Genomic DNA, 23,878 nt, shown 5'->3' with positions numbered 1-23,878 from the left:
ACACAGAAAGGAAAGTCAGAGTACGTGCTGGACCGGATCCGAAGCTGTGGTCAGTGGTGGGTGCGGGCGTTGCGCTCGTCCGGGCACGAGCGCGACACCGTGCTGTTCATCGGCAAATGCGCGCTGGCCGCGACACTGGCGTGGTGGGTCGCACACGACCTCATGAAAGCGATGTCGCCGGCGTTCGCACCGTTCTCCGCGGCGCTCACCATGAACACCACGATCCACGCATCGGTGTGGCAGGCGCTGCGCTACGCCGGTGCCGTCACGGTTGGCGTGGCGGTACAGGCCGCGATCGGCTTCACCGTGGGACCCGACCTCGTCGCCTTCGTGCTGGTCGCCCTGATCGCTCTGATCATCGCGCAGTGGCCGGCGCTGGGCGAACAGCGGTCCCAGGTCCCGACGGCCGCGTTCTTCGCCTTCTCCACCTACGCCGCGGCCACCTCCACGGCGGACAAGGCGAGCCAACTCGGGCAGATCATCCTGCTCGTTCTCGTCGGCTGCGGCATCGGCCTGATCGTGCACCTGTGCATCGCGCCTCCGCTGCGCTACCGCAGCGCGGAACATGGCCTGCACGCCCTGGCCGCCGAGATCGAGGCACTGCTCGACGATGTGGCGGACGGCCTGGGCAGCGGTGACGTGGACGCCGACCGGGCCGAGCACTGGCGCACCACCAGCGGCCGCCTGCAGGACGCGGTCGAGAACGCGCGCAGCGGGCTCAGCACGGCCGAGAACAGCCTGCCCTTCAACCCGCGGCGCCTGCTGCCCGCGCACCGGGGCTACCAGTCGTTCGAACGCTACCGGGACACCCTGGACGCGCTGGAGCGCGCGGTCTACCAGCTCGGCTCGCTGACCCGCAGTCTCGGCACGTGGCGCGAGAAGGAGAGCACGTACACCTACGCCCCGGTCCTCGAGAGGTACGCCGACTTCGCACGCCGACTGCGCGACATCGCCCACGTCGTCGCGGAAATCGACAGCGACACCCTCGCGGAGCAGGCCGACGAGATGTGCAAGCTGGCGGACACGGCGCAGAAGGCGCGGGAGCGGATCGCGGAGTCGGCGAAGCAGCACGACCTGCCGCTGGCCGACTCCACCCGCCCCTACGGCGTCCTCGTCGTCGAGGCGACCCGCTTGATGGAGGAGTTCCAGCACACGTGCGACGTCCTCATGGTCACCGCCGACGAGTGAGAAGGGCTGGGTACGTCTCACGTAGCCCGTGCGAACGTTTGCCTTCTCGCCTGGGCAGGTGATCCTGCCCGCCGCCCCGCACCCACGGGGCACGCCACATCGTTCGCCTGGCATGAAGAAGATCATCAGCGCCGCCGGCCTCGCCCTCGCCATCACGGGCCTCGCCGCACCGGCACAGGCCGTCAACGGCAGCAACCTCGGCTCCGGAGTCGCCATCGCGGACGACGTGAACGCCGCCGACGCGGCCACCTGCCTCCAGGAGGTCGCCGTCACCCCCGCGCTCGGGGGCGGCCACGTGGGCGAGCACACCGAGCACTGCAAGGACGGCAGCCTGATCACGCACGGCAAGTAGCGAGGGGCGAACACTGGTTCGCCCTCCCGCTCACCCGGTGAGCGGACCTTCTCTCCGAGCCTTGAGGGAGAGGGCGACCTGCCCGGAGAAGGACACGTAACTACGCGGCTCCGCCGGGCATGCGCCGCGCCGCATAGACCGTCGCCGTCATCGGGGCGGTCACGGGGCCGGGGCCGAAGGCGTCCGTCATGGCCCGGGTGACGGCGTCCCGGACCGCCGCCGCGTCCGGACGGTCGGCGAGCGCGGCGCTCACCGGCGTACCGGTCAGGAACCCGATGGCCACGGAGGCGGCCGACTCCGCGACGCCGTCCAGCGTCACGTCCTCGGCGGCGTCCAGGCGAAGCCCCGCCGCCGCGAGGTCCTCGGCCACCACGGCCGGATCGGCGTAACCGTGCGGGATCTCGCGGAGGAAGGTCGGAGCGCCCTCCGGGATCGCGGCTTCCAAGGCGTCCTGGAAGACCGCGCCGTATCCGTGCGAGTCCACCGGTCCCCAACTGCTGAAGAGGAAGCGCCCCTCCGGGACCAGGACCCGGCGCACCTCCGCGTAGGCGCCGGGCCTGTCCGGGAAGAACATGACGCCGAACTGGCACAGGACGAGGTCGAACGACGCGTCCTCGAACGGCAGCTTCTGCGCGTCCGCCTGCCGCCACTCCGCGCGCGGCTCCTGCGCCGAACCGCGGGTCACCATCGCGTCGTTGAGGTCGGTCGCCAGGACCCGGGCGCCCGGTGCGGCGTCGAGCAGCGCGGTGGTGAGGGCCCCGGTGCCCGCCGCGAGTTCGAGCACCCGGTGGGGGCGCAGGGCCGCCGCCCGCGCCGCGAGGTCGGCCGCGAAGGGCCGGAAGAACACCGGCACGAGGTGACGCTGATAGGCATCCGGCATGGACTGCGTCCACCGCCGGTTCGCATCGTCTCCGCTCACACCATCGACGGTACTCCCGACCCGCGCATACGTCTCAGGACAGCCGGGGGACGCACCGCAGCGCCGTGCGGGCCCGCGCGGACTTTCGTTCCCGTACGGCGCCGCTACTCGGGCCCCGGGCCCGGGATCACACGGACAGCGGGACGGCGTGAATCTCGTCGGCCTTGTGCCCCGCCCGTTCGTGGATGCGCTGGACCGCATCCGCGGAAGGGGCCTCGGACAGGCAGTAGACCGTACCGGACTGCGGGTCCGCCCATGCCTTCTCGAAGTGGACGCCTTCTTCCTTCTCGATCGCGAGGTCGGCCTGGTGCGCCTTCATCAGGTCGTCGGCCGTGAGGCCTTTCATCCCGTGGTGGACGTCCATGAACTGCGACATGACGCCGCACCTCCTCTCTCACCCGGCCCGTCGGTCACATCTGGCTGCTCACCGGCCGGCTCCGTACAGTCCATCCTCCTCCGACGCCGCCCAGTAACCAACAGGAGTCACGATGGACCGTGCTCGACGTTGCGACGTGGCCATAGCGGTAGGAGAGACGCCGGAAGAAGCAGTTTTCACGGCGGTCCGCTCTGGCACGAAACTTCCCGCTGAGGTCAAGAGGCTGATCGACCAGTCATAGGGTGGAAGTCGGGGCGCGGTGGCGACCGACGCGTGCCGCTGGGATCCGCTCCCGCTGCATCCCCGCCTGCACCTGCACCTGCACCTGCCCCGACCGCTGAGCGCGCACCAGATCGCGGAACACCAACGGGAGCCGTGCACGGCCATGGTGCTGGACGCGCAAGGCTCCCGTGTCGATCAGCGGTCCTTGGCGAGTGCGACGAGTTCCGCGAAGTGGCCGTTGGCGGCGACGAGTTCGTCGTACGTTCCGTGCTCGACGACGCGGCCCTGGTCCATGACGAGAACGCGGTCGGCAAGCTTGGTGTTGGCCAGTTGGTGGGTGACCACGATCGTCATGCGGTCGGCGGCCAATCGTTTGATCTCGGTGAAGATGGCGTGCTCGCCGCGGGCGTCCATCTGTGAGGTCGGCTCGTCCAGCACGATCAGCGGGGTGCGGCGATAGAGGACGCGGCCGCAGACCAGACGCTGCCACTGCCCGCCGGACAGCTCGACACCGCTCCACAGTTCGCGGGCGAGGAGCGTGTCGAGCTGCTGGGGCAGCTTCTCGATCTCAGCACGCATGCCGACGGCATCGACGACGTCCCACACCGGCCCGTCGTCGCGGGTCTTGGGCTGGCCGAGGGTGATGTTCTCGCGGACCCGCAGCGGCCAGCAGGCGAAGTTCTGCGGCACCAGCGCGGTGCGTGACCACACCGAGTCGGGCGCGGCCTGCGCGAGATCGATACCGTCCCAGAGAACGCGCCCCTTGTCGGCGAGGAGGATCCCTGTGATCGCCTTGACGAGGGTGGACTTGCCCGAGCCGTTCTCGCCGACGACGGCGAGGATCTCGCCACGACGAAGGGTGAGCGACACCCCGGCGACGGCTGGAGTGTCCTTGCCCGGGTACCGGTAGACGACTTCGTCGAGGCGGATCTCGTCGACGCGCTCCGGGATGGCCAACGCGCCGCGCTTCGGGGCGCGTTCGTGCGCCATGTCGAGGAAGGAGCGCATGTCGGCCAGGTAGAGCGAGGTGTGGAACAGCGCCGCGCCGTGGATGACGAACTGCGACAGGGCGCCCAGCGTCGTCTGCACTGCTACCAGGGCGGTGGCGGCGACGGGCAGGGCGATGCGGCCGGTGGCGGCCAGCCAGGCAAGGGTGGCCCAGGTGCCGAGCAGGAAGGTGCCGCCGAGGGCGCTGGTGGCCAGGACGATGCGCAGCATCCTGGGGGCCGCGGTCAGGGTGCGGGCGTCGATGCGCTCCGACAGGGCCCGGTACCAGTAGGTGAGGTAGCTGGTCATGCCGTTGGCGCGGACCTCGTCGCCGTAGCGGGAGTACGTGGCCACCCACCGCATCATCGAGCGCACGTTGCGGTCGCCGACGTTGAGGTAGTGGGTCTCGTAGTCCACCCGGGCGGAGAGCACGGCTCCCACGCCGGCCGGGACGACGGCGAGCAGGAGCAGCGGCAGCAGCAGCGGGTGCAGGGCGGTGATGACGCTGCCGGCGGCCAGCATCCGGATCGCCGCGGACATGAACCGCTGGGCATCTTGGATCATCAACCGAGTGCGGGTTACGCCGACTTCGGCGGCCTCCTGGCGGTCGGTGAAGCCGTCTTCGCTGTATGCCGCCGATTCCACGCGCCAGACGGCCTCGACGAGCGCGACGTCCGCCTCGGTGAGCAGTACGGGCGTGATCCGGCCGTCCGCGTAGCTGGACAGGGCGCTGCTGATCCGACCAACTACCGCAGCCGCCGTCACGATGATCAGCGCGGGCAGTGCGCCGTGCAGACGTTCGGACACGGAGCCCGTACCCAGCAGGTGCGTCATCGACCGGGCCGTGAAGGCGAGCATCACGGCGGCCGCGATGCCGGTGAGCAGCTGGCAGGCCAGGAGGAGCACGACGCCGGTCCTGTCGACGGCCCACGCCATGCGGGCGGTCTGCGCCAGAACGGTGGGGAGACGGCGGCACATGGCGCCGAAACTGGCGTCTGCCAGCGGGTTCTTGCCGTGCTTGCCCACGAAGTTGAGATCGGCGGGTGGGGGAGGGGGAGGAGTTGTCGGGATCGTTGTCGAGGCGTCGGTTACTGGCACCTGCACCCTCCTTGGGGTTCAGCGGCGAGCCCGGGCGGCTCGGCGATGCTCGGGTTAACGACGCATCGACGGATTCGAACGCGCTCGATTTCGGACGCGTCGGAGCCCGCTTGGGGCAAGGCGGCGGACGCGGGGACGCCGACGCCGCCGCAGGCGATGCGGCACCCGCCGTGGCCGAATCGCCGGTCACCGATACGCGTGTGGCCTAAGAGGTTTCGGCACGTGGAGATGGCCAAGAGATCGGGGCGCGGGCGACTCGTCCGTGGGAGCGGGAAGAGCTGGGCGCAGTAGCCTGGCGATCATGGGGGACTGGATGATGCGGCCGGCTTCGACGGCGGACGTCGAGCCGGTGGCCGAGCTGCGGGCCGTGGTGCTGCGGACGGATATGGAGCGGCTCGGGCGGTACGACGAGCAGCGAGTGCGGCAGCGGCTGCGGGAGGGGTTCACGCCGGCGCACACTTGGGTGATCGAGGTGGGTGGCCTTTTCGCCGGCCGCCGAATCGGATGGCTGCAGCATCACCTGGTCTCTCGCGCCCGGAAGGTGCCTCTGCGGACGGCTGGAGTGCCGCCAACAACTAGGGGGCGCTGCCGTGTTGCTCGCATACACACCACCGAGGCACTACGACGTTGGCGGCGTGCCGGGGTGGCTCGGTCTTGTTCTCGGCCTCGTGATCTTCGGAGCGCTCGGCTACGTCGTCTGGTCGGTGCGCAAGTCCCGACAACAGCCCCACTCGTGTGACACCGAGGCCGACTGAGGAGGCGGGGGACTGCCGGTGCCCGTCGGCGGGGTCACCGACATGGTCTTAGTACGTACGACTCCGGCGTGGTCTCCAGGGCCTGTCGTCAAAGGGACACGTCCAAGGTGTGCCGGCCGGATCCGGGTAGCCGCACGATTCGGCACCGCGGATCCGGCATGTCTTGCCAGCAGGGTCCCGGCGCGGCCCGCCCGGTGTCAGGAGGTCTGCGGGGCCTGCCCCTTCTTGTCGGCCACCCCCACCTCCAGCAGCGCGGTCCGCGTCGTGCCCAGGTAGGCCAGGCTCGTCGGGTCGAAGACCCAGGCCGGGTCGTCCTCGGTACCCGCGAAGGTCAGGCCGATCCCCTTGCGGCCCGAGGCGTCCTCGATGTGTTGCACGACGCGTACCCCGGGCAGTCGGGCCGTGGCGCGGAAGAGCGCGGCGCTCAGGTCGGGCAGGAGCGTGGCTTGGGGCAGCACGACCCGGACGTACTCGGCGATGGCCTCTGTCCGGTCCGACTGCATGCCCTCGGTGTCCCGGTAGAGCCGCTCCAGCAGCGCGTCCGGATCGGTGGGCAGGGCCCGCAACTGGCGGAACGTCAGGTACGGGACGTCGGACATCGCCATGTCCTGCGTCCGCGCGTCTTCGGGCCAGTCGCGGGTGTCCAGCGCTTCGGACCTGCGCAGTCCATCGCGCTTGCCGTCGACCGGGTCCCACTGCTCCCGCAGCACGGGGCCCTCGTAGGGGACGGCGCTGACGACCTTGCCCCTGCCGTCCCGGACGAGCCGATCCGGGCCACCGAGCACTGACGAGTTGCCCTGGGACCTGGTGTAGATGTACTGGTCGTCGCGAACGGCGTTCGCGGACCGGCGGCCCGCCGCGCCCGCGATCCGGTTCAGTAGCCGCTCGGCCTCGCGCTGCTCGGCCACGGTGACCTGCTGGGTGCCGGCGCCGTCCCGTACCCGGTCGACCACGACGACCCCGGCAGTCACGACGACGACCAGTGCGAGCGGCGCGGCGAAGCGCCTGAACCGGCGGGTGGGGTGCGGCAGTCGGGTCGGCAACCACACGCCGCGGCCGTCCCCGTCGGCGCGCACCGCGGCTTCGCCGGAACCGTCGGACTCGACGGTCTGCGTGGCTTGCGCGGCCTCACGAGTGATGTGCTCCATCAGGTGCTCCCTCAGAACGCGGTGTCGGTCCTGTGCGAGCTCCGGCCGGCCGGGGGCGGGCAGCAGAGCGGCCAACTCCCGTTGTGCCTCGGGGCCTTGGCCGGGCCCCTGTCGACCGCTTCGTCGCGGGGTGTTGTTCATCGCCTGTCCTCCTCCGTCGGCGGTTGCGTGGACCGGGCCGCCGAGAGGCGGCCACCCGGTAACTGTCCGAACGGGACCGGGCGTTGCGGCACGCCCGCCTCCTTGCCCGCTCCGGCTTCGAGCTCGGACTCGGTGAGGTGGCGCAGCCGCTTGCGTGCCCGCGAGAGCCGGGCCCGTACGGTGCCCACGGCCACCCCCAGGGCCTCGGCCGCCGTGGCGGCGCTCAGCCCTTCCCACACGCAGAGTGTGAACACCTCGCGCTCCCCGCGCCGCAACCGGCCCAACGCCCGGTGTGCGGCCGCGAGTTCAGCGGCGTCCGCCATTCGCTGGACCACCTCGTCGGCGATGTCGGGGGCGGGGCCCGGCGGCGGAATCCGGGCCAGCGCGGCCTGATGTCTTCGGCCCGCACGCGCGGTGTTGCGCGCGACGTTCGTGGCGATCCCGAGCAGCCAGGGCCGCAGGCTCGCCTCCCCCGGCAGCACCCGCTCGCGCAGCCGCCACGCCTCCAGAAAGGTCAGCGACACGATGTCGTCGGCCACGGCCCCGTGCCGCCCGTGCCCGGTCAGCCGCACGGCATGCCGGTACACCGCAGCGGCGTGCTCGTCGAAGAGCTGCCCGAACGCGTACGGATCCCCGTCGCGCACGCGGGCACGCAGTGAAGTCTCCACACCCTTGCCTGTCCACGGAACGGCCCGCGTTGCTGTGAAGCACGCCACACTGCCGGCGTGCGCCGAGGTCGGCACTACACACCAGCCTGATGCCGGCCTTCTCACCCACCCTGTGGTGAAGCGCGGGCACGCACCTCACCCATGCGAGGCCGGCGCGTGCCGGGAGGCAGCCGAGTTTCTCGGCCTCGGTGGCCCCTACGTCCTGGACGGCGAGGCGCCGCAGCACCATCCGTATCCGCATCCGCTGCGCCCATGAATGGGTTGAGCCCGAGCTGACCCGTGCGGACTACGAAGCCATGATTGACGTTGGTGACCGGGACCACCCGAGCCTGGAGGCCGGTGCTCAGGCCATGGGCTATGACGGCTCCCTTGCTGGCACGTACTTCACCGAGCCACGTCCCGTGTAGTTGCGTCGCCGGTGCGGAGGGGCAGGCCCCTCCACTACTTCCATGTCTTCGAGGTCTCATCCCAGCGGAGGAGCCGACCACGCACCTCTTCCACTGTGGGGTCGAGGTCGATGAGGGCGAGGCGAGCCTCTTCGGTGAGGTCCTCGGGGAGTTCCACTCTTGTCAACACCTGCGAGGCCGGTACCCGCACGCCCAGGAACCTGCGCCCGCCGGCCGGCCGGAACAGTCTGATGCGGCCGAGTGCCCGGCCGACGGACTCTCCCAACTGCTCGCCGAGCTTGGTCGCGAAAGTCTCAATGAACGGCCCGAGGACCTTGAGAGCGATGAACCCGACTGCCAGCTCCGCATAGGGCGGAGCTTCCATCCAGTCGACGCCAGTCCCGTTGCGCTCCTCCTCTGCGCGGCGCTGCAGTTCGCGGTTCCTTTCCCGCGTCACTGCCTCGGCGTGTTGCTGCATACCCAGGTGGATCCGGCTGTCCGGCTCGCGTGACCGCTCGGTCCTCGGCCCGATCAGAGCGAAGCTCGTCGCACCCTCGTCGTGGGCACGAAGCACGACATCGAGTGCGGGGAGGTTGTCCTGGTAACGCCACCCTTGCGAGATGAACTGCCTCAGTTCAGTTCGCGCATTGCCAGCCTCTGTTGCGAGCTCGGGCACGTTGGCGGCCTGGGCGGCCCGGGCGGCGAGGTGAAAGACGAGCACCGATTCGTCGAGGCGGTCGTCCCCTTTCAGGGCGACCGCCAGGTGGTGGAGCGCCTGGGCCTGGGCCGCCTGATCGTCCGACGCATCGGCGGTCAGAATGGCCTGGGTCGCTGCATCGATGGCATTGCCTGCGTCCGTCATGCATTCCACCGTTTCGCAGCTCCGGCGATCAGGCGGGTGCGCCAAAACTCCGGTACGGATTCGTGACACAAGCGATCGTGGGAGCGGCGGATCGATGCGTCCCCAGCACTGTGGGCGGGGCCAGGACGTAGCCGGGCAGTCCGATAGGACATTGCCGGTACGCAGCCTGTGACTCGGCCATCATTTTCCCGCTGCGCTGACTCAGACACCCGCTGTTCGAAGCCCAAACATGCGCGGAACTCAGCACGCAATCGGCTGTGACCATCCGAGCGCACGCGACCGGCAACTCCACGGCGCCAGACAGCCGTAACGGTCGTGGCGCATGAGTTCATCGGCGGCTCGGCCGGGAGTCATACGACAGAGGTCAGGCGTGTTGTGCGAGCAGCCAGGAGCAGGGCGAGTGGCCCCGCGGGTAGCAGGAAGCGGCCCTTCTCTGCGGCGGCGAGAGCTGCGTCAAGGGGCCACCAATCCAGCTTGAAGTCCTGCTCGCTATCGGTGAGTTCCTGCAGCCCCAGAGTTAGGCCGCTCGCCAGGAACAGATCAATCCTGGCGGTTGAGGCGAGCGTCATGGCGTAGTTGCCCAGGTGGGCCCAGGATGTGGCAGTGACGCCCGCCTCCTCTTTGAGTTCGCGCCGCGCGCATGCTGCCGCGTCCTCGCCTGCTTCACGTCGGCCGCCGGGCAAGAAGAGGAATTCGCCCCCATGCTTCGGGAAGTCGGCGGTCAGGATCGCGACCTTGTTCTTGTCGTCGATCGCTACGACCACGGAGGCGTCACGCGTGGGTGCTTCGCTCATGGCGCGAGAGCGTAGCGGTCACGCCGGCCAGGCGGCACAGGACTCGGGACGCCAGTGGTCTTCGTCAAAGGTTCCGCAATCCGGGAAGCTCTCGTCACCCTGCCTATCGCGCACCCGAATGGTCAGACTCGACCGGTGGTCGGAGCACGGCCCTCCGCGGTGGCGACCAGAGCCGCGAGCGCGAGCCCACCGCCCACCCACATCGCCGCGGTGATGCCGACACCGTCTGCCGCCTGGCCGCCGAGGAGCGCGCCGAGCGCGATGGCGCCGTGACCTGAGCCGTCCGACACTGCTTGACTCTCCCACGAAGGGAGAGTCGAGAGTGGAGGACATGTACACGGACGACTCGTCGCGGCCCACCTGGAGTATCGGGGCCGTGGCGCGGCAGACCGGGCTTCCGGTGAAGGTGGTCAGGCACTGGTCGGATGTCGGCGTCGTGGCACCGGTCGGCCGGACCGCCGGCGGCTACCGCCGCTACGACACCGCGGGCGTGGCCCGGCTGCACCTGGCCCGCACGCTGCGGGACCTGGGGATGGGGCTCGGGGAGATCCGGGCCGCGCTGGACCGCGAGGACGGGCTCGCCGAGGTGGCCGCCGCACACGCCGAGGCCCTGGAGGCGCAGATCCGACAGCTGCGGACCCACCAGGCCGTCCTGCGCACCGTCACACGTCGCACCACCCACGAAGGACTCGCCCTGATGACACGCACCGCCCACATGTCCCCCGACGAACGCCGCAAGCTGGTCCACGGATTCCTCACCGACACGCTCGGCGATCTGGACGTACCCCACTTCCGCGAAGGGCTCCTCGCCGCCGGCGCCGACCTTCCGGAAGATCCCGCCGACGAACAGGTCGACGCCTGGCTGGAGTTGGGCGAGCTGATCGCCGACGGGCAGCTGCGCCCCGCCATGCGGCGCATCGCGGAGTACGCCGCCCGTCACGGGCAGGGAGTGCAGGACTCTGGCATGGCGGAGGAAATGCGCGCACTCACCGACACCTGGACGGCACGCGTCCGCGAGGCGACGCGCGCCGGTATCGCGGCCGACTCCCCGGCCGCCGACCAGACCGTCGCCGACATCATCGCCGCCTGGCTCCCCAGCCGCGCGAACGCCGACCCCACCGTGACCTCCGACGGCCCCGAGGCCCGCACACTCCTGCACGAGCAGCTCACTGCCGCTTCCGAGCCCGTGGTGGAGCGCTTCTGGCAACTGCTGTGCGTCCTCGGCGGCCGCCCCGCACCCGCCGGGATCGCCGAGGAGGGGCAGTGGCTCACCACCGCCTTGCGCGCCAATCCCGCTCCCGGCGCGCGCAACGCCCGGCTGGAATCTCTCTACGCGGACGGCACCGATCCCTGGCCTGGCGGTGTCCTCGCCGCGTGCCTGCGCGTCCAGGACACCGTCGGCACACTCGTACGCGCAACCGTGCCGGACCAGTTCGAACTGCCCACCCCCTGCGAGGACTGGACCGTCCGGGACCTGCTCGACCATCTGGTGTGGGAGAACATCATCTGGGGCGGTCTCGCTCAGGGCACGCCCCCCACCGACGGCCACGGCGACGACCACCTCGGCGACAACCACATCGCCGCCTTCGAGACTGCCGCCGCCAAGGCTCGCGAGGCCTTCCGGTAACCGGGCATGCTGCACCGCTCCTTCGGCCCTGCCCCCGGCCGTCGCCTGGTCGAGCAACTCCTCGTGGAGCTGCTCGTGCACGGCTGGGACCTTGCGACGGCGCTCGGCCGCGACCGCGACCTGGAGCCCCGCATCGCGCGTGCCGCCCTGCCGGTGGTCCGCGAAATCTACGGCGACCTGCCCCGCACCGCCGGCGGATCCATCGCCGCCGCACAATCCGCCCCCGAGTGCGCTCCGGCCCTCGACCACGTAGCCGCGTTCCTCGGCCGCCGCATCCCGCACTGACCCGGCTCTCAGACAGCCGGCTGTCGCACACTGTGCGAGCCCGAATGCTTACGGTTCTCGCGCCCACTTTGACCGAGGCTATGGCGACCGCGCATACGTTCAAGTGCTGACCGATCCCTTCGGGCGTCTCATCTGGACGTCTCCGGTCCTGCCCGGCTCTATCCACGGCGCCGGTCGTGGGCCTTGGCGTCGGGCGAGCCGTTGGGGGCCGCGAAGGCCCAGAGGTGTCCGGCGTGGTTGACGCGGTCGTTCTTCACACGCCGCCGGGTGATGCAGGACTTCCTGCCGGAAGTCCTGGTGACCGGTGAGGAGCCCGCGCAGGCCTTCAGGCCGCGAGCGTCGGCGAATCGGTTTCGGTTGTCCCCGATCTCGGCCAGTGTCCGGGCGCCGAGCTGGATGCCGAGCCCCGGGATGCTCAGGATCACGTCAGCGTCCGGGTGCTGAGGGAAGGCTTCTCCCACCGCCTTGGCGAGGTCGTCGGCGGCGCTGCGGGACGACTCCGGTGCCGTAGACGCCGAAGTCCAGCAGTAGTTCGGGAAAGGCCAGCCGGCCCAGGGGCTTGGTCATGACGATCTGGCGGACGCAGAACGGCGCGAACTGCGAGGCCGCTTCCAGCGCCATCCTGATCGCGCTGCTGGTGTGCACGGTGGCCGGCATCACCCGGCAGGGCCGGGTGGCGTGGCGGGTGACGTGCCCGTCGGTGACCGTGCAGATTCCGGCACGGCCTGCCCGTCCCCGTTGCGGACATCACCGACCACCAGCGCGCCTACGTGCAGCGGGCCCCGGTCGCCTGGCTCCCCGCCGTGTCAAAGACGTCTGGATCAATGGCTCGGGGGCCGGTTGCTTTCGGTCAGGGCCCGCGCAGCAGTTCCAGGATCCGGACCGCGCTGTGTACGCGGCGTCCGTACAGGATGACCAGGACCAGCACGGCACACGCACCGATGACGTAGACCACGGCCGCGTCGGGTAGCCCGGCCAGGGTCACCGCGAGCGCCGCAGCGGCGATGAGAACGGCCGCGGCGGCCAGACGGACCGGCTCCCAGTCCCGGACGGGCTGCAGGTCCTCAAGCTCTTCCTCGTCCAGCAGAGCGCCGAGCCGGGCCTGCGTATACCGTTCGGCGATCTTCACATAGAGACGGGCCAGTTCAGTGGCGCCCGCCTGCCGGTCGACGTCGATCAGTTCCTCGGCGCGGCGCAGCGCCGCGGCGACCAGTTGCGCATGCCGCTTGAGCGCACGCCGACGAGGGCCGCGCCACGAAGTCCTGCCGTCGACCCGGTGCAAGCCCAGTACCACACTCTCGATGCCACGCTGTTCCTTGGACAACCTGCGCATCGTGCGCCCGGCGGAGGCGTGCCCGCACGCGCGGAGCGCGCCACACCGCTCCACCCCCTCGAACAGCCGGCGGACCGGCTCGCTGCGGGCCAGCCGCGCCGCGCCGCGCACCGGGCGGTGATCGATCCGCCCGAGCGCCAGAGCAATGCCCAGCCAGGCCGGGCCCACGATGAGCATGAGGGACAGCGCCGCCATCATGGCCGGGAAAGTGATCAACCAGGGGAAGAGGACGGCGAAGGCAAGGGGCGGGGCGTCCCACAGTGCGGTGACGAGTTCCGTGAAGCTGTCGCGGAGCTTTGTGTCCTGCCAAGTCGCCGGCATCAGCGACTTGCGTACGATCGCTGTCGAGTAGATCAGCCCGAGTACCGCGGCAAGCTGCCAGATCCAGGAACGGCCCGTGTACCGGGCGTTGGTACGCAGGACCACGCGGACGCTGCGGGGCATCCCGCCGGCCAGGCCCGCTCTGCCGTACGCGTCCGCCGCTCGCTCGATGGCCCGATCGGCGCGCATCCTGTGGCGCCGGGCCCGGCGCAGTCTCATCCCCCCGGTCATGTGACCTGATCATGCCATGGCGCTCTGTAACCGCGTTGCTGATCCAGGAAGGCAGTGGGAACCCGTATTCGAACTCTTCTCGTGGGCTGTTGGAACTGGTTGAGGCCCTTCTCGACTGGTCGTCTGTTAGTGGTACGTGTTGCGCCCGGGCGCGGGACGGGTCACCTCGGCGGCGACGCCCGCCGCGATCCGACCATCGCGGTACGCGTCGAGGTAGTCGAAGAGGTGGGCGAGGCCCACGGCCCGTTTCCCCACCGGCTCGGCGTCGAGGGCGCTGCGGGTGAGGATTCGGGCGGCCGGCGGTGCGGCGCCGGCCGCCGGCCGCGCCCGGATGCAGAGCGCGGAGATCTGGGGCTCGGACATCCGGATGCTGCTGCTCACCGTGGGCCTCAGCGCCCGTGGTGATGCATGACGTGCTTGGTGCGCGAGTAGTCCTCCAGGGCGTAGACCGACAGGTCGCGGCCGTAGCCGGAGCCCTTGAAGCCGCCCCACGGGAGCTCGTTGGCGAGCACGAGGTGCGAGTTGACCCAGACCGTGCCGGCGTCGATGCGGGCGGCGACGGCGTGGCTGCGGCGCGCGCTCTCGGTCCATACGGAGGCGCCGAGGCCGACGTGGTTGTCGTTGGCGCGGCGGATCGCCTCGTCCTCGTCGGTGAACGTCTCGACACTGACGACGGGGCCGAAGACCTCCTCGCGGGTGATCTCGGCGCCCTCGGCGACGTCGACCAGCACGGTCGGCGCGACGAAGTAGCCGGGCTTGTCCTCCTCGAGGGCGGCGCCACCGACCACCGGCCGCGCGCCCTGGGCGATGGCGCGGCCGATGTAGCCGCGCACCCGGTCGTAGTGCGGCTTGGAGACCAGCGGGCCGATCTCGATGTCGTCGCCCGCGCGCGGGTCGCCGACCGTGATCTGCTCGATCTCGCGCACGAGGTGTGCGGTGAACTCCTCGGCCACGGAGGCGTGGACGAGGACACGGCACGCGGCGCCGCACTCCTGACCGGAATTCCAGAACCCGGCCGTACGGAGGCCTTCCGCGGCCACCTTGAGGTCGGCGTCCTCGAAGACCACGAACGGGGCCTTGCCGCCCAGTTCGAGATGGGCGCGCTTGACGGTGTCGGCGGCGGCGCGGGCGACGGCCTGCCCGCTGCCGGTCGAACCGGTCAGCGCGATCATGGCGATGTCGGGGTGGCGCGCGAGCCGGTCACCGACGACGGAGCCGCGGCCGGTGACGACGTTGAAGACACCGGCCGGGAGGAGGTCCGCGACCAGCTCCGCGAACTTCAGCGTGGACAGCGGCGTCTGCTCGGACGGCTTGAGGACCAGGCAGTTCCCCGCCGCCAGGATCGGGGCGATCTTCCAGGCGCCCATCAGCAGCGGGTAGTTCCACGGGGTGACCGCGCCGATGACACCGAGCGGCTCGCGCAGCATCAGTGACGTGTGGTCGGCGACGTACTCGCCGGAGCCCAGGCTGCTGCTCGGTGTGCGCAGGGCGCCCGCCATGAAGCGGAAGCCGTCGGCCGTCATGGCGATGTCGTCGCGGGACACCGCGAACGGCTTGCCGGTGTCGGCCGACTCCAGGCGTACGAGGAGGTCGGCGTTGGCGTCGACCCGGTCGGCGACGGCCAGGAGGAGGTCCGCGCGCTCCTTGGGGGTGAGGCGGGCCCAGGCCGGGTGGGCGGCGCGGGCTGCGGCCACGGCGCGGTCAGTGTCCTCGACGGTGCCGAGTGGGACGCGCGCGAGGAGTTCCTCGGTGGCCGGGTCGAGGACGTCGGTCAGTTCAGTGTTGGGCTCGGTGAACTTGCCGTCGACGAAGTGGCCGAGCGGCGGCAGCTCATCGGCGTCGATCAGCGGTGTGGTGCCGGCTGCGGGGCGGTGGACGGTGAAGGTCATGTCGTGGCTCCCTCGGGGCGCGGTCGCGGTCCGTCTCAGACGTTCAGGTGCGGCAGGCCGGCGAGCGCGGCGCGGATGCGCTCGCGGTGTGCGGCCTCGACGGGCAGCAGCGGCTCGCGCGGCGGGCCGACGGGCAGGCCGATCTCCTCCATCGCGGCGCGCACACCCTGGATGAAGGGGCCGCCGGTCATCAGGGTGTCCATCAGCGGGAAGACGGACTTCCAGCGGGCCCTGGCCAGCTTCAAGTCGCCCGCGGTGAGCGCCTGGTGGACGGCGACGAGGTCGGCGGCCATCACGTTGGCGGAGCCGGCCATGACACCGGCGGCGCCCTCGGCGACCGAGGCGAGCAGCAGGCTGTCCCAGCCGAGGAAGGTGTCGATGACATCGCCGTGGCGGTGGATGAGCTGACCCGCCTGCGCCATGTCGGCGCTGGTGTCCTTGATGTACTTGATGTTCTCGACCTCGCGGGCGAGCGCGCCGACGGTGTCCGGGTCGAGGTTCACGCCGGTGGCGTCCGGGATGTTGTAGAGCATGACCGGGATGGACACGGATCCCGCGACGGTGCGCAGGTAGCGCAGCGTCTCGTCCATCGTCAGCGTCTCGTAGTACGGGGCGACGACCATCACCACGTCGGCGCCCGCCTTCTCGGCGTGCCGGGTGAGCGCGACGGCCTCGCGGGTGGCGACGGCGCCGGTCTGGGCGATGACCGGGACGCGGCCCGCGGCCTGGTCGACGACGGTCTCGACGAGCAGGCGGCGCTCGTCGCCGGTCATGGTGGCGAACTCGCCGGTGGAGCCGCCCGCGACGACGCCGGACACGCCGCCGTCGACGGAGCGGTCGACGATGACGCGCAGCAGCTTCTCGTCGATGTCACCGGTCTGGTCGTAGGGGGTGGCGAGGGCGGTCAGGATGCCGTTCTGCAGGGTCATGGTGGGTGCTTCTCCTTGCGATCCAGGGGCAGTTGGGGCGGGTGGTGCGGAGTTCAGGAAGCGGCGACCAGGCCCGCGTGCGCGGTCTGCCGGTCGGTGGCGAGGAGCCCGCGCACGTCAGTCGCGGCGTTGAGGCCGGACTGGATGGCGGTCTCGGTGTAGAGGGAGCCCATGTAGTCGCCGGCGAGCAGGATGCGGCCGGTGCGACGGGTCAGGGTCGGCTGGAGCTTTCCGCGGCCGGGGAAGCAGTACGGGGCGCCCAGCGGGAGCCGCCACACGTGCGACTCGACGACGTCGGAGGCCACGCCCGGCAGCACCTGGTCGAGATCCTCGAGGTAGGTGTTCCGGATGTCCTCGTCGTCCTTCTCCATGAGATTGCGGGCGAGGGTGCCCGGCGAGAACGTCATGAGCGAGGAGCCGGGGTGCCGCTCGCGGCTGTAGCCGTGCTGGATGTTGGACATGTTGAGCACGACGTTGAAGGACCGCTTGGGGGTCGCGATGCCGTACGCGTTGTCCCAGGCGCGCGGGCCGGTCTCGCCTGTGAGGAACGCGGCGCTGACGTACGGCCCGTACTGGATCTTGGAGAGCGCGTCGCGCAGGTCCGTCTCCAGGTCGGGGGCGATGCGGTGGGTGACGGGGGCCGGGGTGGCCAGCACGGCGGTGCGGGCCTCGACCTCGAACTCGAGCCCGCCCTGCTCGTAGCGGACGACGACGGAGTCCTTCTTCTGCACCACTTCGCGCACGGTGGCGCCGAGGTGGACGCTCTCGCCGAGCGCCGCGGCGATGGTCTCGGTGAGGGTGGAGGGGCCGCCGACGATGGAGTTCGACAGTCCCGCGCCGATGTTCCACACGAGGCTGAAGTAGCCGACGCCGGCTCCGGCGGAGATCTGGTCGATGTCACCGGCGGAGCGGGTGACGGTCGGCTCGAAGAGGGCCTGGGCGTCGGCGGGGATGTCGCCGATGAACTCCTTGAAGCTGATGTCGTTCATGAAGTCGTAGACCCGCTGCTGGCGTTGGGCCTCGCTCTCGCCCTTGCGGCGGCCGACGATGCGGGCGTACTTGCCGACCTTCGTGAAGACCTTGGCGCCGGTGGTGAGCATGCCGATGCGGGCGGCGGGCGACATGGGGATGCGGAAGGGGTACGTCTCCACGCGCCCCTTGAGCAGCAGCTTGCCGTTCATGTGCAGGCCGGACAGCGAGCCGGGGACGGGGACGGCGTCGACACCGGTGCTGTCGAGCAGCCGCGAGGTGGCGGAGTCGCCGCCCGCATAGACGTGGCCGCCCCAGTTCAGGAAGTAGCGGCCGCGCTTCTCGGAGCGGACGCGGCCGCCGACCCGGTGGTCCGACTCCAGGACCAGTGTGTCGAGGTGACGCAGCCGCCAGGCGGCGGAGAGTCCGGCGATGCCACCGCCGACGATGACGACGTCTTTCATGGGAGTGCCCCCCTGATTAATGGCAGGCCGGAGGACCTGCCCGATGGGTTGGGAGTGCTGTTGGGGACGCGCGCGAACGGAGGGGCCGCGCGGCGATCTGGGGGCAACACTAGGATGTGATCACAGATCACACAATGGGGTTCGCGGGACGGATCTCATCGGCTCCCGGGATTCCCGGCGCGCCCGCACGAGGGTGCCCGGTGACGCCCGGAGCGGCACCACTAGGATTTGATCAAAAATCACACAGCGGTCCCCAAGGGAGTCCACCCAAGCCGGACAACCCCCGGGTGGGCCGCCAGTCGGCTGTTTAGGATGCGCACGTGGATACCTCGAAACGCCTGGAACCGGCCACTTCCATGGCCGACCGCGTCTACGCGGTGCTGCACGAGTCGATCATGAGCGGAGAGTTCCCGGTCGGTTACCGGCTGCGTATCCGCGACCTCGCGGCACTGGTCGGCACGAGCGAGATGCCCGTACGCGAAGCCATCCGCCGCCTGGAGGAGGCGGGCTTCGCCGAGCGCGCGCCGCACCGGGGGTCCGTGGTGAAGGGCCTGGACCTCGCCGAACTCGTATACGCCTACGACGTGCGGCTCCTGCTGGAGGTCGAGGCCACGCGGCTCGGTGCCGCACGCATCGACGCGGCCGGCATCGCCGCGATGCGCGAGGGACTGGTGAGCATGCGCGAGGCCATCGCGGAGGGCGGGGTGATGGACTACCTCGACCGCGACGAGACCGTCCTCGGCGTCCTGTACGAGGCCTCCGGCAATCCGGTCCTGGTCGACACGGTGCGCGCGCTGTGGGGACAGTGCCGCGCCTACAAGACGGTGGGCGCCCGCTCCGCGCTCGACAAGCCGGTGGACGACGCGCTGTGGCGCCATCAGGAACGCCTGGTGGACACCGTCGAGTCGGGCGACGCGGAGGCGGCGGCCGCGGTCACCCGCGAGTCCCTGGCGAGCGCGATAGAACGCATCAAGGCGCAGCTCAAGGAGCAGAAGAAGCAGAACTAGCAGAAGCAGAAACAGCAGAAGCAGGAAGATGCCAGAGGGAGTTGAGCGGAGCGCACACGGGCGCTTCACTCAACTCCCTCTGCGTTCCCGAGCTGCGCCTCAGACGCTCTCCGGCTCTTTGGCGGTCCCCTTCTGTGTCTGGGTCTGCCAGTAGTCGGCCCCCTGGATGCCGAGCGGGCCCGGGTCGAAGCGCGGGTCGAGGCCCTGGCTGCGCTGACGGTCGTAGTCCTTGATCACCTTGCGCACGACGGGGGTCAGGAGCAGGACGCAGACCATGTTCAGCCAGCCGAGGATGCCGTAGCCGATGTCGCCCACCGCCCACATCGCGTCGGCGGTGACGGCGGTGCCGATGAAGGCGATGGCCACCGTGCCGGCCTTGAGCAGGGACTCGAGGCCGCGGCTGCGGCGCTCGCCGAGCAGGAAGGCGAGGTTGGTCTGGGCGACGTAGTAGAAGAACACCATCGAGACGAACGCGAACATGGCCACGGCCACCGCGACGAACCCCGCGCCCCAGCCGGGCAGGCTCGAATCGATCGCCTCCTGCATGTAGTTGGGGCCCGCGACCGCTCCGGGCACGTGCTCCACGAGGAAGCCCCCGGAGGGGTCCGTCACGTTGTAGGCGCCCGTCACCACGAGCAGCAGACCGCTCGCCGTACAGATCAGCAGGACATCGATGTAGATGCTGCAGGCCTGGACGATGCCCTGCTTGCCCGGGTGCGAGACGGTGGCGGCCGCCGCCGCGAAGGTGCCCTCGCCCAGGCCGAGGGCGGAGGCGAACACGGCCCGGCGCACACCCCAGGCGACGGCGAAGCCCATGATGCCGCCGAAGACCTGGTCGACGCCCATCCCGCTGGAGACGATCAGGGAGATGGCGGACGGCACCTTCTCGATGTTCAGCGCGATGATCACGTACGCGCTGATGATGTACCCGAGGGCCACGAAGGGGACGACGGACTCGACCACCTTCACGATCCTGCGGGTGCCGCCGACGACGACCACGCCGAGGACGGCGGCGAGCACGAGGCCCACCTGCCAGCCCTCGGTACCGAAGGCCAACTGGGCGCTGGAGGCGATGTTGTTGGCCTGCACGCCGGGCAGCACGAAACCGTAGGCGATCATCGTCGCCAGGGCCGCGACGGAGGCGAGCCAGGGAGCCTTGAGCCCGTACTTGATGTAGTACGGCATGCCGCCGAGGTCCTCGCCGTGGCTGCGGCGCTTGTAGACCTGGGCGAGGACGGCCTCGGCGTACGCGGCGGTGGCCCCGAGCAGCGCGGTGACCACCATCCACAGCAGGGCGCCGGGGCCGCCGGAGGCGACGGCCGTGGCCACGCCCGCGATGGAGCCGACCCCGATCCGGCTGGACAGGGACAGGGCGAGGGTCTGCAGCGAGGACAGACCGCCCTCGCCCGCCTCGCCCGCGCGCAGCTGCCGGATCATGTCCGGCACGCGGCGGAACTGGACCCCTTTCGTGACCAGCGTGAACAGCACGCCGGTGGCCAGAGCGACATAGGCCAGCGGATCCCAGACCCACCCGCTGATCGTGGACAGGATTTCCATAGAGGCGTCTCCAGTGGCTCGGTGACACCCGTCCCTGGACGACGGCGGCACTCTACGCGGCGAGCCCGCCCACGGAAACCCTTGTGTGATCTGTGATCACAGATTAATGTTCCGGTCGACCGGGGGTCGCCGAGCCGTGCTGAGCCCTCAGTACCGACACCCGTTGACACCCGTCCCTGACGGCCCTCCTCGAACGGTCCTGGCGGAGAACTCCCTCCGGTCCCTCAGCATCCCCAGCAATCCCAAGAACCCATGAAGTCTCAACCGGCCGGTGCGTCCGGGTACTTCGCGCGCCCCGGCGCCGAGCCATGGGCTGCTCACGGAAAAAGGAACGCGATGACCGAAACGGGACGGCCCACCCCCGCAGGGGCAGGAGTGGGGGCGCTGTGCGTGCTCGCGGCCTCCCTGCTGTGGGGCACGACGGGCACCTCGGCGACGTTCGCCCCGGACGTGGGTCCGCTCGCGATCGGCGCGGTCGCCATGGGCCTCGGCGGACTGCTCCAGGCACTGATCGCCGCGCCCCGCATCGCCACGGAGAAGCCCCAACTGCGCACGCAGCGCGGCGTGGTGCTGCTCGGCGCGCTCGCCGTGGCCACCTACCCCCTCGCCTTCTACACCTCGATGCACCTGGCCGGCGTCGCCGCCGGAACGGTCGTGTCGATCGGTTCGGCGCCGCTCGCCTCCGCGGTGATCGAACGCCTCGCGGACGGCCGCCGCCTCACGCGCCGCTGGATGTCCGGAGCGGCGCTCGGCCTGACGGGCACCGCCCTGCTGTGCGCGGCCGAGGCGGCCTCCGCCGGATCCGGCGACCAGGCCCGCTCCGCCACCACGACCGTCGTCGGAGTGGCGCTCGGGCTGGTCGCGGGCCTCACCTACGCCCTGTACTCCTGGGCGGCGCACCGCCTGATCAGCCGGGGCGTCACGGCGCGCGCCGCGATGGGCACGGTCTTCGGTATCGGCGGGGTACTGCTGATGCCGGTATTGCTGGCAACGGGCGCCCCGCTGCTCGTCTCCTGGACCAGCGCGGGGGTGGGGCTCTACATGGCCCTCGTCCCGATGTTCACGGGTTACGTCCTCTTCGGCTGGGGCCTCGCGCATGTCCCCGCCAGCACGGCGACGACACTTTCACTCCTGGAGCCCACGGTCGCGGCGATCCTCGCGGTCCTCGTCGTGGGCGAACGACTGCCGGTGCTGGGGTGGTTGGGTATCGGGATGGTGGTGGCGTGCCTGGCCGTGCTGACGGTGCCGACCCGGAGGACCGGGCGCCGGTCGGGATCGCTCGTCGTCGAGCGGAGCGCTGCAGGTCGCGGGCGCGACGGATGCGCGGGGGCCACGGATACGGCTGCGGCCACGGATACGGATACGGACACCGGTACGGAGTCGGTGGCCGCGCCCACGCCATCGGCGTAAGCCGCCGCCGACCGGGTGTCACGTCTCGCGCGGAAATCGCGGCGGCTGCGGTTCAACCAGTAGGCCCGCGGACTCCGCTATGCGTATCCGGCGCCGTCCTTGAGGGTCCGTCATAGGCCCACCTGCGGTCACCGCTCCTCGTCGGTTCAGGTGTGGAACCTCGTCAGCGCGAAGATGATGAGGAGGTCGATGACCATGACCGGGATTGCCCACAGCGGGTAGTACGGAACGAACATGAACTGGGTGACGAGGCTGATCGCCGCCACGGCTGTGCCGGCCCCGCGGCCCCAGCTCTTGTTCGTCAGGATGGCCAGGCCCACGACGACGAGCGCCGCTCCGACCACGAGGTGGATCACGCCCCAGGTGGTGAGACTGAACCCGTACGCGTAGTGGGTCGAGGCGGCGAACACGTTGTCCTGTGCGAGGCCAGACGCGCCCATGAGAATGCTGAGCGGTCCGCTGAGCATCAGCATGGCCCCGGCGAGTCCATTTCGGGTGGGCGGTATGCCGGCCAGCGGCTGGCAGCAGCGCGGAACCTTCGTTGCGGGGCTCTTGTCCGAGGCGGTTTGCATGCGGGGCGAGAACACCGCATGCGTGGAGGTTCGGCTCTCCCCTCTGATTGCCCGTGCCATGCTGGGGGTCTCGCCGGTGGATCTGGACGGCTCCACGATCGCCCTGGACGATGTGTGGGGCCGTCAGGGCGCACGGATCCGGGAGCAGTTGGACGACGCCACGTCGTGGGAAGACCGATTCGCGCTGACGGACGCTCTGCTCGCCCGCCAACGCGGGAGGGGGCCGACTGTGGATCCGGAGGTGGCCTGGGGCTGGGAGCGGATCGTCGCCAGCCGTGGCCGGGTGCGGGTCGAAGATCTGGCCATCGAGACCGGATGGAGCCGCAAACGCCTGTGGGGACGGTTCCGGTCGCAGATCGGCCTGCCGCCCAAGCGCGTTGCGAGGCTGGTTCGCTTCCACCATGCCGCCCATCGTCTGGCGTCAGGCGAGTCTGTGTCCCAGATCGCGGCGGAGTGCGGATACGCCGACCAGTCTCATCTCCATCGAGAGGTCCGTGCGTTCACCGCGATGGCCCCCACCACGTTGGCCGACACCCCGGGGCTGAAGGCGGACGACGTCGCGTGGGCGGGGCGCGGCGTCGGCGACGCCTCCTGACGCCGCCCGGCCTCGCCCAGCACGTATCGCGCTGCGCGGGCGCAGGAATCACGTCCACCCCGTGCAGCACGACCGGCATTTCGCCAGTGACGACCGTCAGTGAAATCGGAGGTGGCCGTACGTGGGGAGTTCGAACTGGCCGCTGTTCCCGAGGTGCCAGGTTGCCGTCCCGGACTCGTTCCCGGGCGGCAATCTGGCGTGAACGCCCCTGCTAGAGGGCCACCAAGAGCCCTCCACGGCACGCCCGATAGTTGCGGGTAAGTGCCGTCGCCAGCGCGCGCTCCCGACGGCCATCGGGAGGCGAGCGAGTGCCAGCCCGAACGTCTTGGGCGCCGCTGCGCGTGTCAGGCGAGCGAGAGGCCCGCGCGAGACAGCGGTGCGGCAGGTGCTATACCCACTCCAGGTACCCGTCGAGGCTCTCCGAGGGCTGGGTGCCAGTGGGCTTTCGCGACTCCAGCCAGATCAGGGTGCCCACCACGAGCGCGCCGGCGGTCAGTAGCCGTCGGCAAGGTTGGAGCTGCTGCCTCCGAGCCCTGCACTGATCACATAGTCACCGAGCCAGACACCGATGGCGTTGCCGAGGACCGATGTTCATCGCGGATGCGAGGTTCGGGGCGCTGGCGCGCTCGGCCCGTTCCATCACCAGGCGCTGGATCGGCGACACGGTGGCGAACCCGGAAGCGGCCGTGAGGAACACCGCGATGAAGGCGACCACGACGTTGCCCGCGGCAGGCCAGAAGACGAGCAGCGTAGCCGTCAGCAGGGACTCGCTGCCCAGCAGCAGACCCATGAG

Annotated in this window: 25 protein-coding genes and 2 pseudogenes; 9 read left to right on the top strand and 18 right to left on the bottom strand. The window is 70.4% G+C overall.

Features of this window, described 5'->3' with window-relative positions; genetic code table 11:
• Window positions 1-24 precede the first annotated feature (24 nt).
• A complete protein-coding gene (locus tag ACFV9W_RS03540; protein WP_385755195.1) occupies window positions 25-1,188 on the top strand; it encodes an aromatic acid exporter family protein in 1,164 nt (387 codons plus the stop codon).
• Window positions 1,189-1,300: 112 nt separating this feature from the next.
• Window positions 1,301-1,540, top strand: coding sequence for a hypothetical protein (locus ACFV9W_RS03535; RefSeq protein WP_385755194.1), 240 nt, complete (start codon window positions 1,301-1,303; stop codon window positions 1,538-1,540).
• 100 nt (window positions 1,541-1,640) lie between these two features.
• Here the strand turns inward: ACFV9W_RS03535 and ACFV9W_RS03530 are convergent, their stop codons facing one another.
• Window positions 1,641-2,420: a methyltransferase domain-containing protein gene (locus ACFV9W_RS03530; protein ID WP_385755514.1), complete on the bottom strand. Its 780-nt coding sequence runs from the start codon at window positions 2,418-2,420 to the stop codon at window positions 1,641-1,643.
• A gap of 166 nt (window positions 2,421-2,586) precedes the next feature.
• Complete coding sequence (locus ACFV9W_RS03525; RefSeq protein WP_385755193.1) at window positions 2,587-2,835, bottom strand: SCO4226 family nickel-binding protein; 249 nt, start codon at window positions 2,833-2,835, stop codon at window positions 2,587-2,589.
• A 112-nt stretch (window positions 2,836-2,947) separates the two neighbouring features.
• On the opposite strand from ACFV9W_RS03525, the gene ACFV9W_RS03520 reads away from it, so the two are divergent.
• A complete protein-coding gene (locus tag ACFV9W_RS03520; protein WP_385755191.1) occupies window positions 2,948-3,076 on the top strand; it encodes a DUF6281 family protein in 129 nt (42 codons plus the stop codon).
• A 176-nt stretch (window positions 3,077-3,252) separates the two neighbouring features.
• Here the strand turns inward: ACFV9W_RS03520 and ACFV9W_RS03515 are convergent, their stop codons facing one another.
• Window positions 3,253-5,022, bottom strand: a complete 1,770-nt coding sequence (locus tag ACFV9W_RS03515) for an ATP-binding cassette domain-containing protein (protein ID WP_385755512.1) — start codon at window positions 5,020-5,022, stop codon at window positions 3,253-3,255.
• A gap of 421 nt (window positions 5,023-5,443) precedes the next feature.
• On the opposite strand from ACFV9W_RS03515, the pseudogene ACFV9W_RS03510 reads away from it, so the two are divergent.
• Window positions 5,444-5,635: pseudogene (locus ACFV9W_RS03510) on the top strand (GNAT family N-acetyltransferase); the annotation flags it as partial.
• Window positions 5,636-6,094: 459 nt separating this feature from the next.
• On the opposite strand, the gene ACFV9W_RS03505 reads toward ACFV9W_RS03510, so the two are convergent.
• The 5 genes from ACFV9W_RS03505 to ACFV9W_RS03485 all read right to left on the bottom strand — a co-directional run bounded on the left by ACFV9W_RS03505 (window position 6,095) and on the right by ACFV9W_RS03485 (window position 10,186).
• The gene (locus tag ACFV9W_RS03505) at window positions 6,095-7,186 is read right to left on the bottom strand and encodes a CU044_5270 family protein (RefSeq protein ID WP_385755189.1); all 1,092 of its coding nucleotides are present in this window, start codon (window positions 7,184-7,186) and stop codon (window positions 6,095-6,097) included.
• Window positions 7,183-7,854 (bottom strand): RNA polymerase sigma factor, encoded by a 672-nt coding sequence (locus tag ACFV9W_RS03500; protein WP_385755187.1) that lies wholly within the window; start codon window positions 7,852-7,854, stop codon window positions 7,183-7,185. The genes ACFV9W_RS03505 and ACFV9W_RS03500 overlap by 4 nt, the downstream gene beginning before the upstream one ends.
• A 441-nt stretch (window positions 7,855-8,295) precedes the next feature.
• Window positions 8,296-9,102: a hypothetical protein gene (locus tag ACFV9W_RS03495; protein WP_385755185.1), complete on the bottom strand. Its 807-nt coding sequence runs from the start codon at window positions 9,100-9,102 to the stop codon at window positions 8,296-8,298.
• Between the two features lie 350 nt (window positions 9,103-9,452).
• Entirely contained in the window at window positions 9,453-9,896 is a 444-nt protein-coding gene (locus ACFV9W_RS03490; RefSeq protein WP_385755183.1) for an NUDIX hydrolase, read from the bottom strand.
• Window positions 9,897-10,018: 122 nt separating this feature from the next.
• Complete coding sequence (locus tag ACFV9W_RS03485; protein ID WP_385755181.1) at window positions 10,019-10,186, bottom strand: hypothetical protein; 168 nt, start codon at window positions 10,184-10,186, stop codon at window positions 10,019-10,021.
• A gap of 41 nt (window positions 10,187-10,227) precedes the next feature.
• Here ACFV9W_RS03485 and ACFV9W_RS03480 point away from each other — a divergent pair, with 41 nt between their 5' ends.
• On the top strand, window positions 10,228-11,523 hold the full coding sequence (locus tag ACFV9W_RS03480) for a MerR family transcriptional regulator (RefSeq protein WP_385755511.1): 1,296 nt from the start codon (window positions 10,228-10,230) through the stop codon (window positions 11,521-11,523).
• A gap of 6 nt (window positions 11,524-11,529) precedes the next feature.
• On the top strand, window positions 11,530-11,808 hold the full coding sequence (locus tag ACFV9W_RS03475) for a hypothetical protein (protein WP_385755179.1): 279 nt from the start codon (window positions 11,530-11,532) through the stop codon (window positions 11,806-11,808).
• Window positions 11,809-11,972: 164 nt separating this feature from the next.
• On the opposite strand, the pseudogene ACFV9W_RS03470 reads toward ACFV9W_RS03475, so the two are convergent.
• From ACFV9W_RS03470 to ACFV9W_RS03440, 7 genes and pseudogenes are all read right to left on the bottom strand, one after another.
• Window positions 11,973-12,293: pseudogene (locus tag ACFV9W_RS03470) on the bottom strand (transposase); the annotation flags it as partial.
• Window positions 12,235-12,453 (bottom strand): hypothetical protein, encoded by a 219-nt coding sequence (locus ACFV9W_RS03465; protein ID WP_385755178.1) that lies wholly within the window; start codon window positions 12,451-12,453, stop codon window positions 12,235-12,237. The pseudogene ACFV9W_RS03470 and the gene ACFV9W_RS03465, both read right to left, overlap by 59 nt.
• A gap of 205 nt (window positions 12,454-12,658) precedes the next feature.
• On the bottom strand, window positions 12,659-13,567 hold the full coding sequence (locus ACFV9W_RS03460) for a hypothetical protein (RefSeq protein WP_385755176.1): 909 nt from the start codon (window positions 13,565-13,567) through the stop codon (window positions 12,659-12,661).
• 252 nt (window positions 13,568-13,819) lie between these two features.
• Complete coding sequence (locus ACFV9W_RS03455; protein WP_385755174.1) at window positions 13,820-14,074, bottom strand: hypothetical protein; 255 nt, start codon at window positions 14,072-14,074, stop codon at window positions 13,820-13,822.
• Between the two features lie 8 nt (window positions 14,075-14,082).
• A complete protein-coding gene (locus ACFV9W_RS03450; RefSeq protein ID WP_385755173.1) occupies window positions 14,083-15,582 on the bottom strand; it encodes an aldehyde dehydrogenase family protein in 1,500 nt (499 codons plus the stop codon).
• 35 nt (window positions 15,583-15,617) lie between these two features.
• Complete coding sequence (locus tag ACFV9W_RS03445; protein ID WP_385755171.1) at window positions 15,618-16,511, bottom strand: dihydrodipicolinate synthase family protein; 894 nt, start codon at window positions 16,509-16,511, stop codon at window positions 15,618-15,620.
• 53 nt (window positions 16,512-16,564) lie between these two features.
• Window positions 16,565-17,944 (bottom strand): protoporphyrinogen/coproporphyrinogen oxidase, encoded by a 1,380-nt coding sequence (locus ACFV9W_RS03440; RefSeq protein ID WP_385755169.1) that lies wholly within the window; start codon window positions 17,942-17,944, stop codon window positions 16,565-16,567.
• A 320-nt stretch (window positions 17,945-18,264) separates the two neighbouring features.
• Between ACFV9W_RS03440 and ACFV9W_RS03435 the strand changes: the two genes are divergently transcribed.
• Window positions 18,265-18,951, top strand: coding sequence for a GntR family transcriptional regulator (locus ACFV9W_RS03435; RefSeq protein ID WP_385755167.1), 687 nt, complete (start codon window positions 18,265-18,267; stop codon window positions 18,949-18,951).
• A 99-nt stretch (window positions 18,952-19,050) separates the two neighbouring features.
• Here ACFV9W_RS03435 and ACFV9W_RS03430 read toward each other — a convergent pair whose 3' ends face one another.
• Window positions 19,051-20,508: an alanine/glycine:cation symporter family protein gene (locus ACFV9W_RS03430; protein ID WP_385755166.1), complete on the bottom strand. Its 1,458-nt coding sequence runs from the start codon at window positions 20,506-20,508 to the stop codon at window positions 19,051-19,053.
• Between the two features lie 336 nt (window positions 20,509-20,844).
• Here ACFV9W_RS03430 and ACFV9W_RS03425 point away from each other — a divergent pair, with 336 nt between their 5' ends.
• Window positions 20,845-21,918: a DMT family transporter gene (locus ACFV9W_RS03425; protein WP_385755165.1), complete on the top strand. Its 1,074-nt coding sequence runs from the start codon at window positions 20,845-20,847 to the stop codon at window positions 21,916-21,918.
• Window positions 21,919-22,064: 146 nt separating this feature from the next.
• Here the strand turns inward: ACFV9W_RS03425 and ACFV9W_RS03420 are convergent, their stop codons facing one another.
• Window positions 22,065-22,391 (bottom strand): hypothetical protein, encoded by a 327-nt coding sequence (locus ACFV9W_RS03420; RefSeq protein ID WP_385755163.1) that lies wholly within the window; start codon window positions 22,389-22,391, stop codon window positions 22,065-22,067.
• A gap of 31 nt (window positions 22,392-22,422) precedes the next feature.
• Between ACFV9W_RS03420 and ACFV9W_RS03415 the strand changes: the two genes are divergently transcribed.
• Window positions 22,423-23,085: a helix-turn-helix domain-containing protein gene (locus ACFV9W_RS03415; RefSeq protein ID WP_385755162.1), complete on the top strand. Its 663-nt coding sequence runs from the start codon at window positions 22,423-22,425 to the stop codon at window positions 23,083-23,085.
• 550 nt (window positions 23,086-23,635) lie between these two features.
• Here the strand turns inward: ACFV9W_RS03415 and ACFV9W_RS03410 are convergent.
• Window positions 23,636-23,875 carry a hypothetical protein gene (locus tag ACFV9W_RS03410; RefSeq protein ID WP_385755160.1) on the bottom strand — a complete coding sequence of 80 codons (240 nt, stop codon included), beginning with the start codon at window positions 23,873-23,875 and terminating at the stop codon, window positions 23,636-23,638.
• Window positions 23,876-23,878: the final 3 nt, after the last annotated feature.

Source organism: Streptomyces sp. NPDC059897, from assembly GCF_042730865.1.
Lineage (GTDB): Bacteria > Actinomycetota > Actinomycetes > Streptomycetales > Streptomycetaceae > Streptomyces.
This window is presented reverse-complemented; position numbering and strand designations above follow the sequence as displayed.

Bases quoted from the DNA above. Each gene is read 5' to 3' on its own strand.
- ACFV9W_RS03535 (WP_385755194.1), top strand. From the start codon at position 1,301: ATGAAGAAGATCATCAGCGCCGCCGGCCTCGCCCTCGCCATCACGGGC.
- ACFV9W_RS03530 (WP_385755514.1), bottom strand. From the start codon at position 2,420: ATGCCGGATGCCTATCAGCGTCACCTCGTGCCGGTGTTCTTCCGGCCC.
- ACFV9W_RS03525 (WP_385755193.1), bottom strand. From the start codon at position 2,835: ATGTCGCAGTTCATGGACGTCCACCACGGGATGAAAGGCCTCACGGCC.
- ACFV9W_RS03520 (WP_385755191.1), top strand. From the start codon at position 2,948: ATGGACCGTGCTCGACGTTGCGACGTGGCCATAGCGGTAGGAGAGACG.
- ACFV9W_RS03515 (WP_385755512.1), bottom strand. From the start codon at position 5,022: ATGTGCCGCCGTCTCCCCACCGTTCTGGCGCAGACCGCCCGCATGGCG.
- ACFV9W_RS03505 (WP_385755189.1), bottom strand. From the start codon at position 7,186: ATGAACAACACCCCGCGACGAAGCGGTCGACAGGGGCCCGGCCAAGGC.
- ACFV9W_RS03495 (WP_385755185.1), bottom strand. From the start codon at position 9,102: ATGACGGACGCAGGCAATGCCATCGATGCAGCGACCCAGGCCATTCTG.
- ACFV9W_RS03490 (WP_385755183.1), bottom strand. From the start codon at position 9,896: ATGAGCGAAGCACCCACGCGTGACGCCTCCGTGGTCGTAGCGATCGAC.
- ACFV9W_RS03480 (WP_385755511.1), top strand. From the start codon at position 10,228: ATGTACACGGACGACTCGTCGCGGCCCACCTGGAGTATCGGGGCCGTG.
- ACFV9W_RS03475 (WP_385755179.1), top strand. From the start codon at position 11,530: ATGCTGCACCGCTCCTTCGGCCCTGCCCCCGGCCGTCGCCTGGTCGAG.
- ACFV9W_RS03450 (WP_385755173.1), bottom strand. From the start codon at position 15,582: ATGACCTTCACCGTCCACCGCCCCGCAGCCGGCACCACACCGCTGATC.
- ACFV9W_RS03445 (WP_385755171.1), bottom strand. From the start codon at position 16,511: ATGACCCTGCAGAACGGCATCCTGACCGCCCTCGCCACCCCCTACGAC.
- ACFV9W_RS03440 (WP_385755169.1), bottom strand. From the start codon at position 17,944: ATGAAAGACGTCGTCATCGTCGGCGGTGGCATCGCCGGACTCTCCGCC.
- ACFV9W_RS03430 (WP_385755166.1), bottom strand. From the start codon at position 20,508: ATGGAAATCCTGTCCACGATCAGCGGGTGGGTCTGGGATCCGCTGGCC.
- ACFV9W_RS03425 (WP_385755165.1), top strand. From the start codon at position 20,845: ATGACCGAAACGGGACGGCCCACCCCCGCAGGGGCAGGAGTGGGGGCG.
- ACFV9W_RS03420 (WP_385755163.1), bottom strand. From the start codon at position 22,391: ATGCTGATGCTCAGCGGACCGCTCAGCATTCTCATGGGCGCGTCTGGC.
- ACFV9W_RS03415 (WP_385755162.1), top strand. From the start codon at position 22,423: ATGCCGGCCAGCGGCTGGCAGCAGCGCGGAACCTTCGTTGCGGGGCTC.
- ACFV9W_RS03410 (WP_385755160.1), bottom strand. From the start codon at position 23,875: ATGGGTCTGCTGCTGGGCAGCGAGTCCCTGCTGACGGCTACGCTGCTC.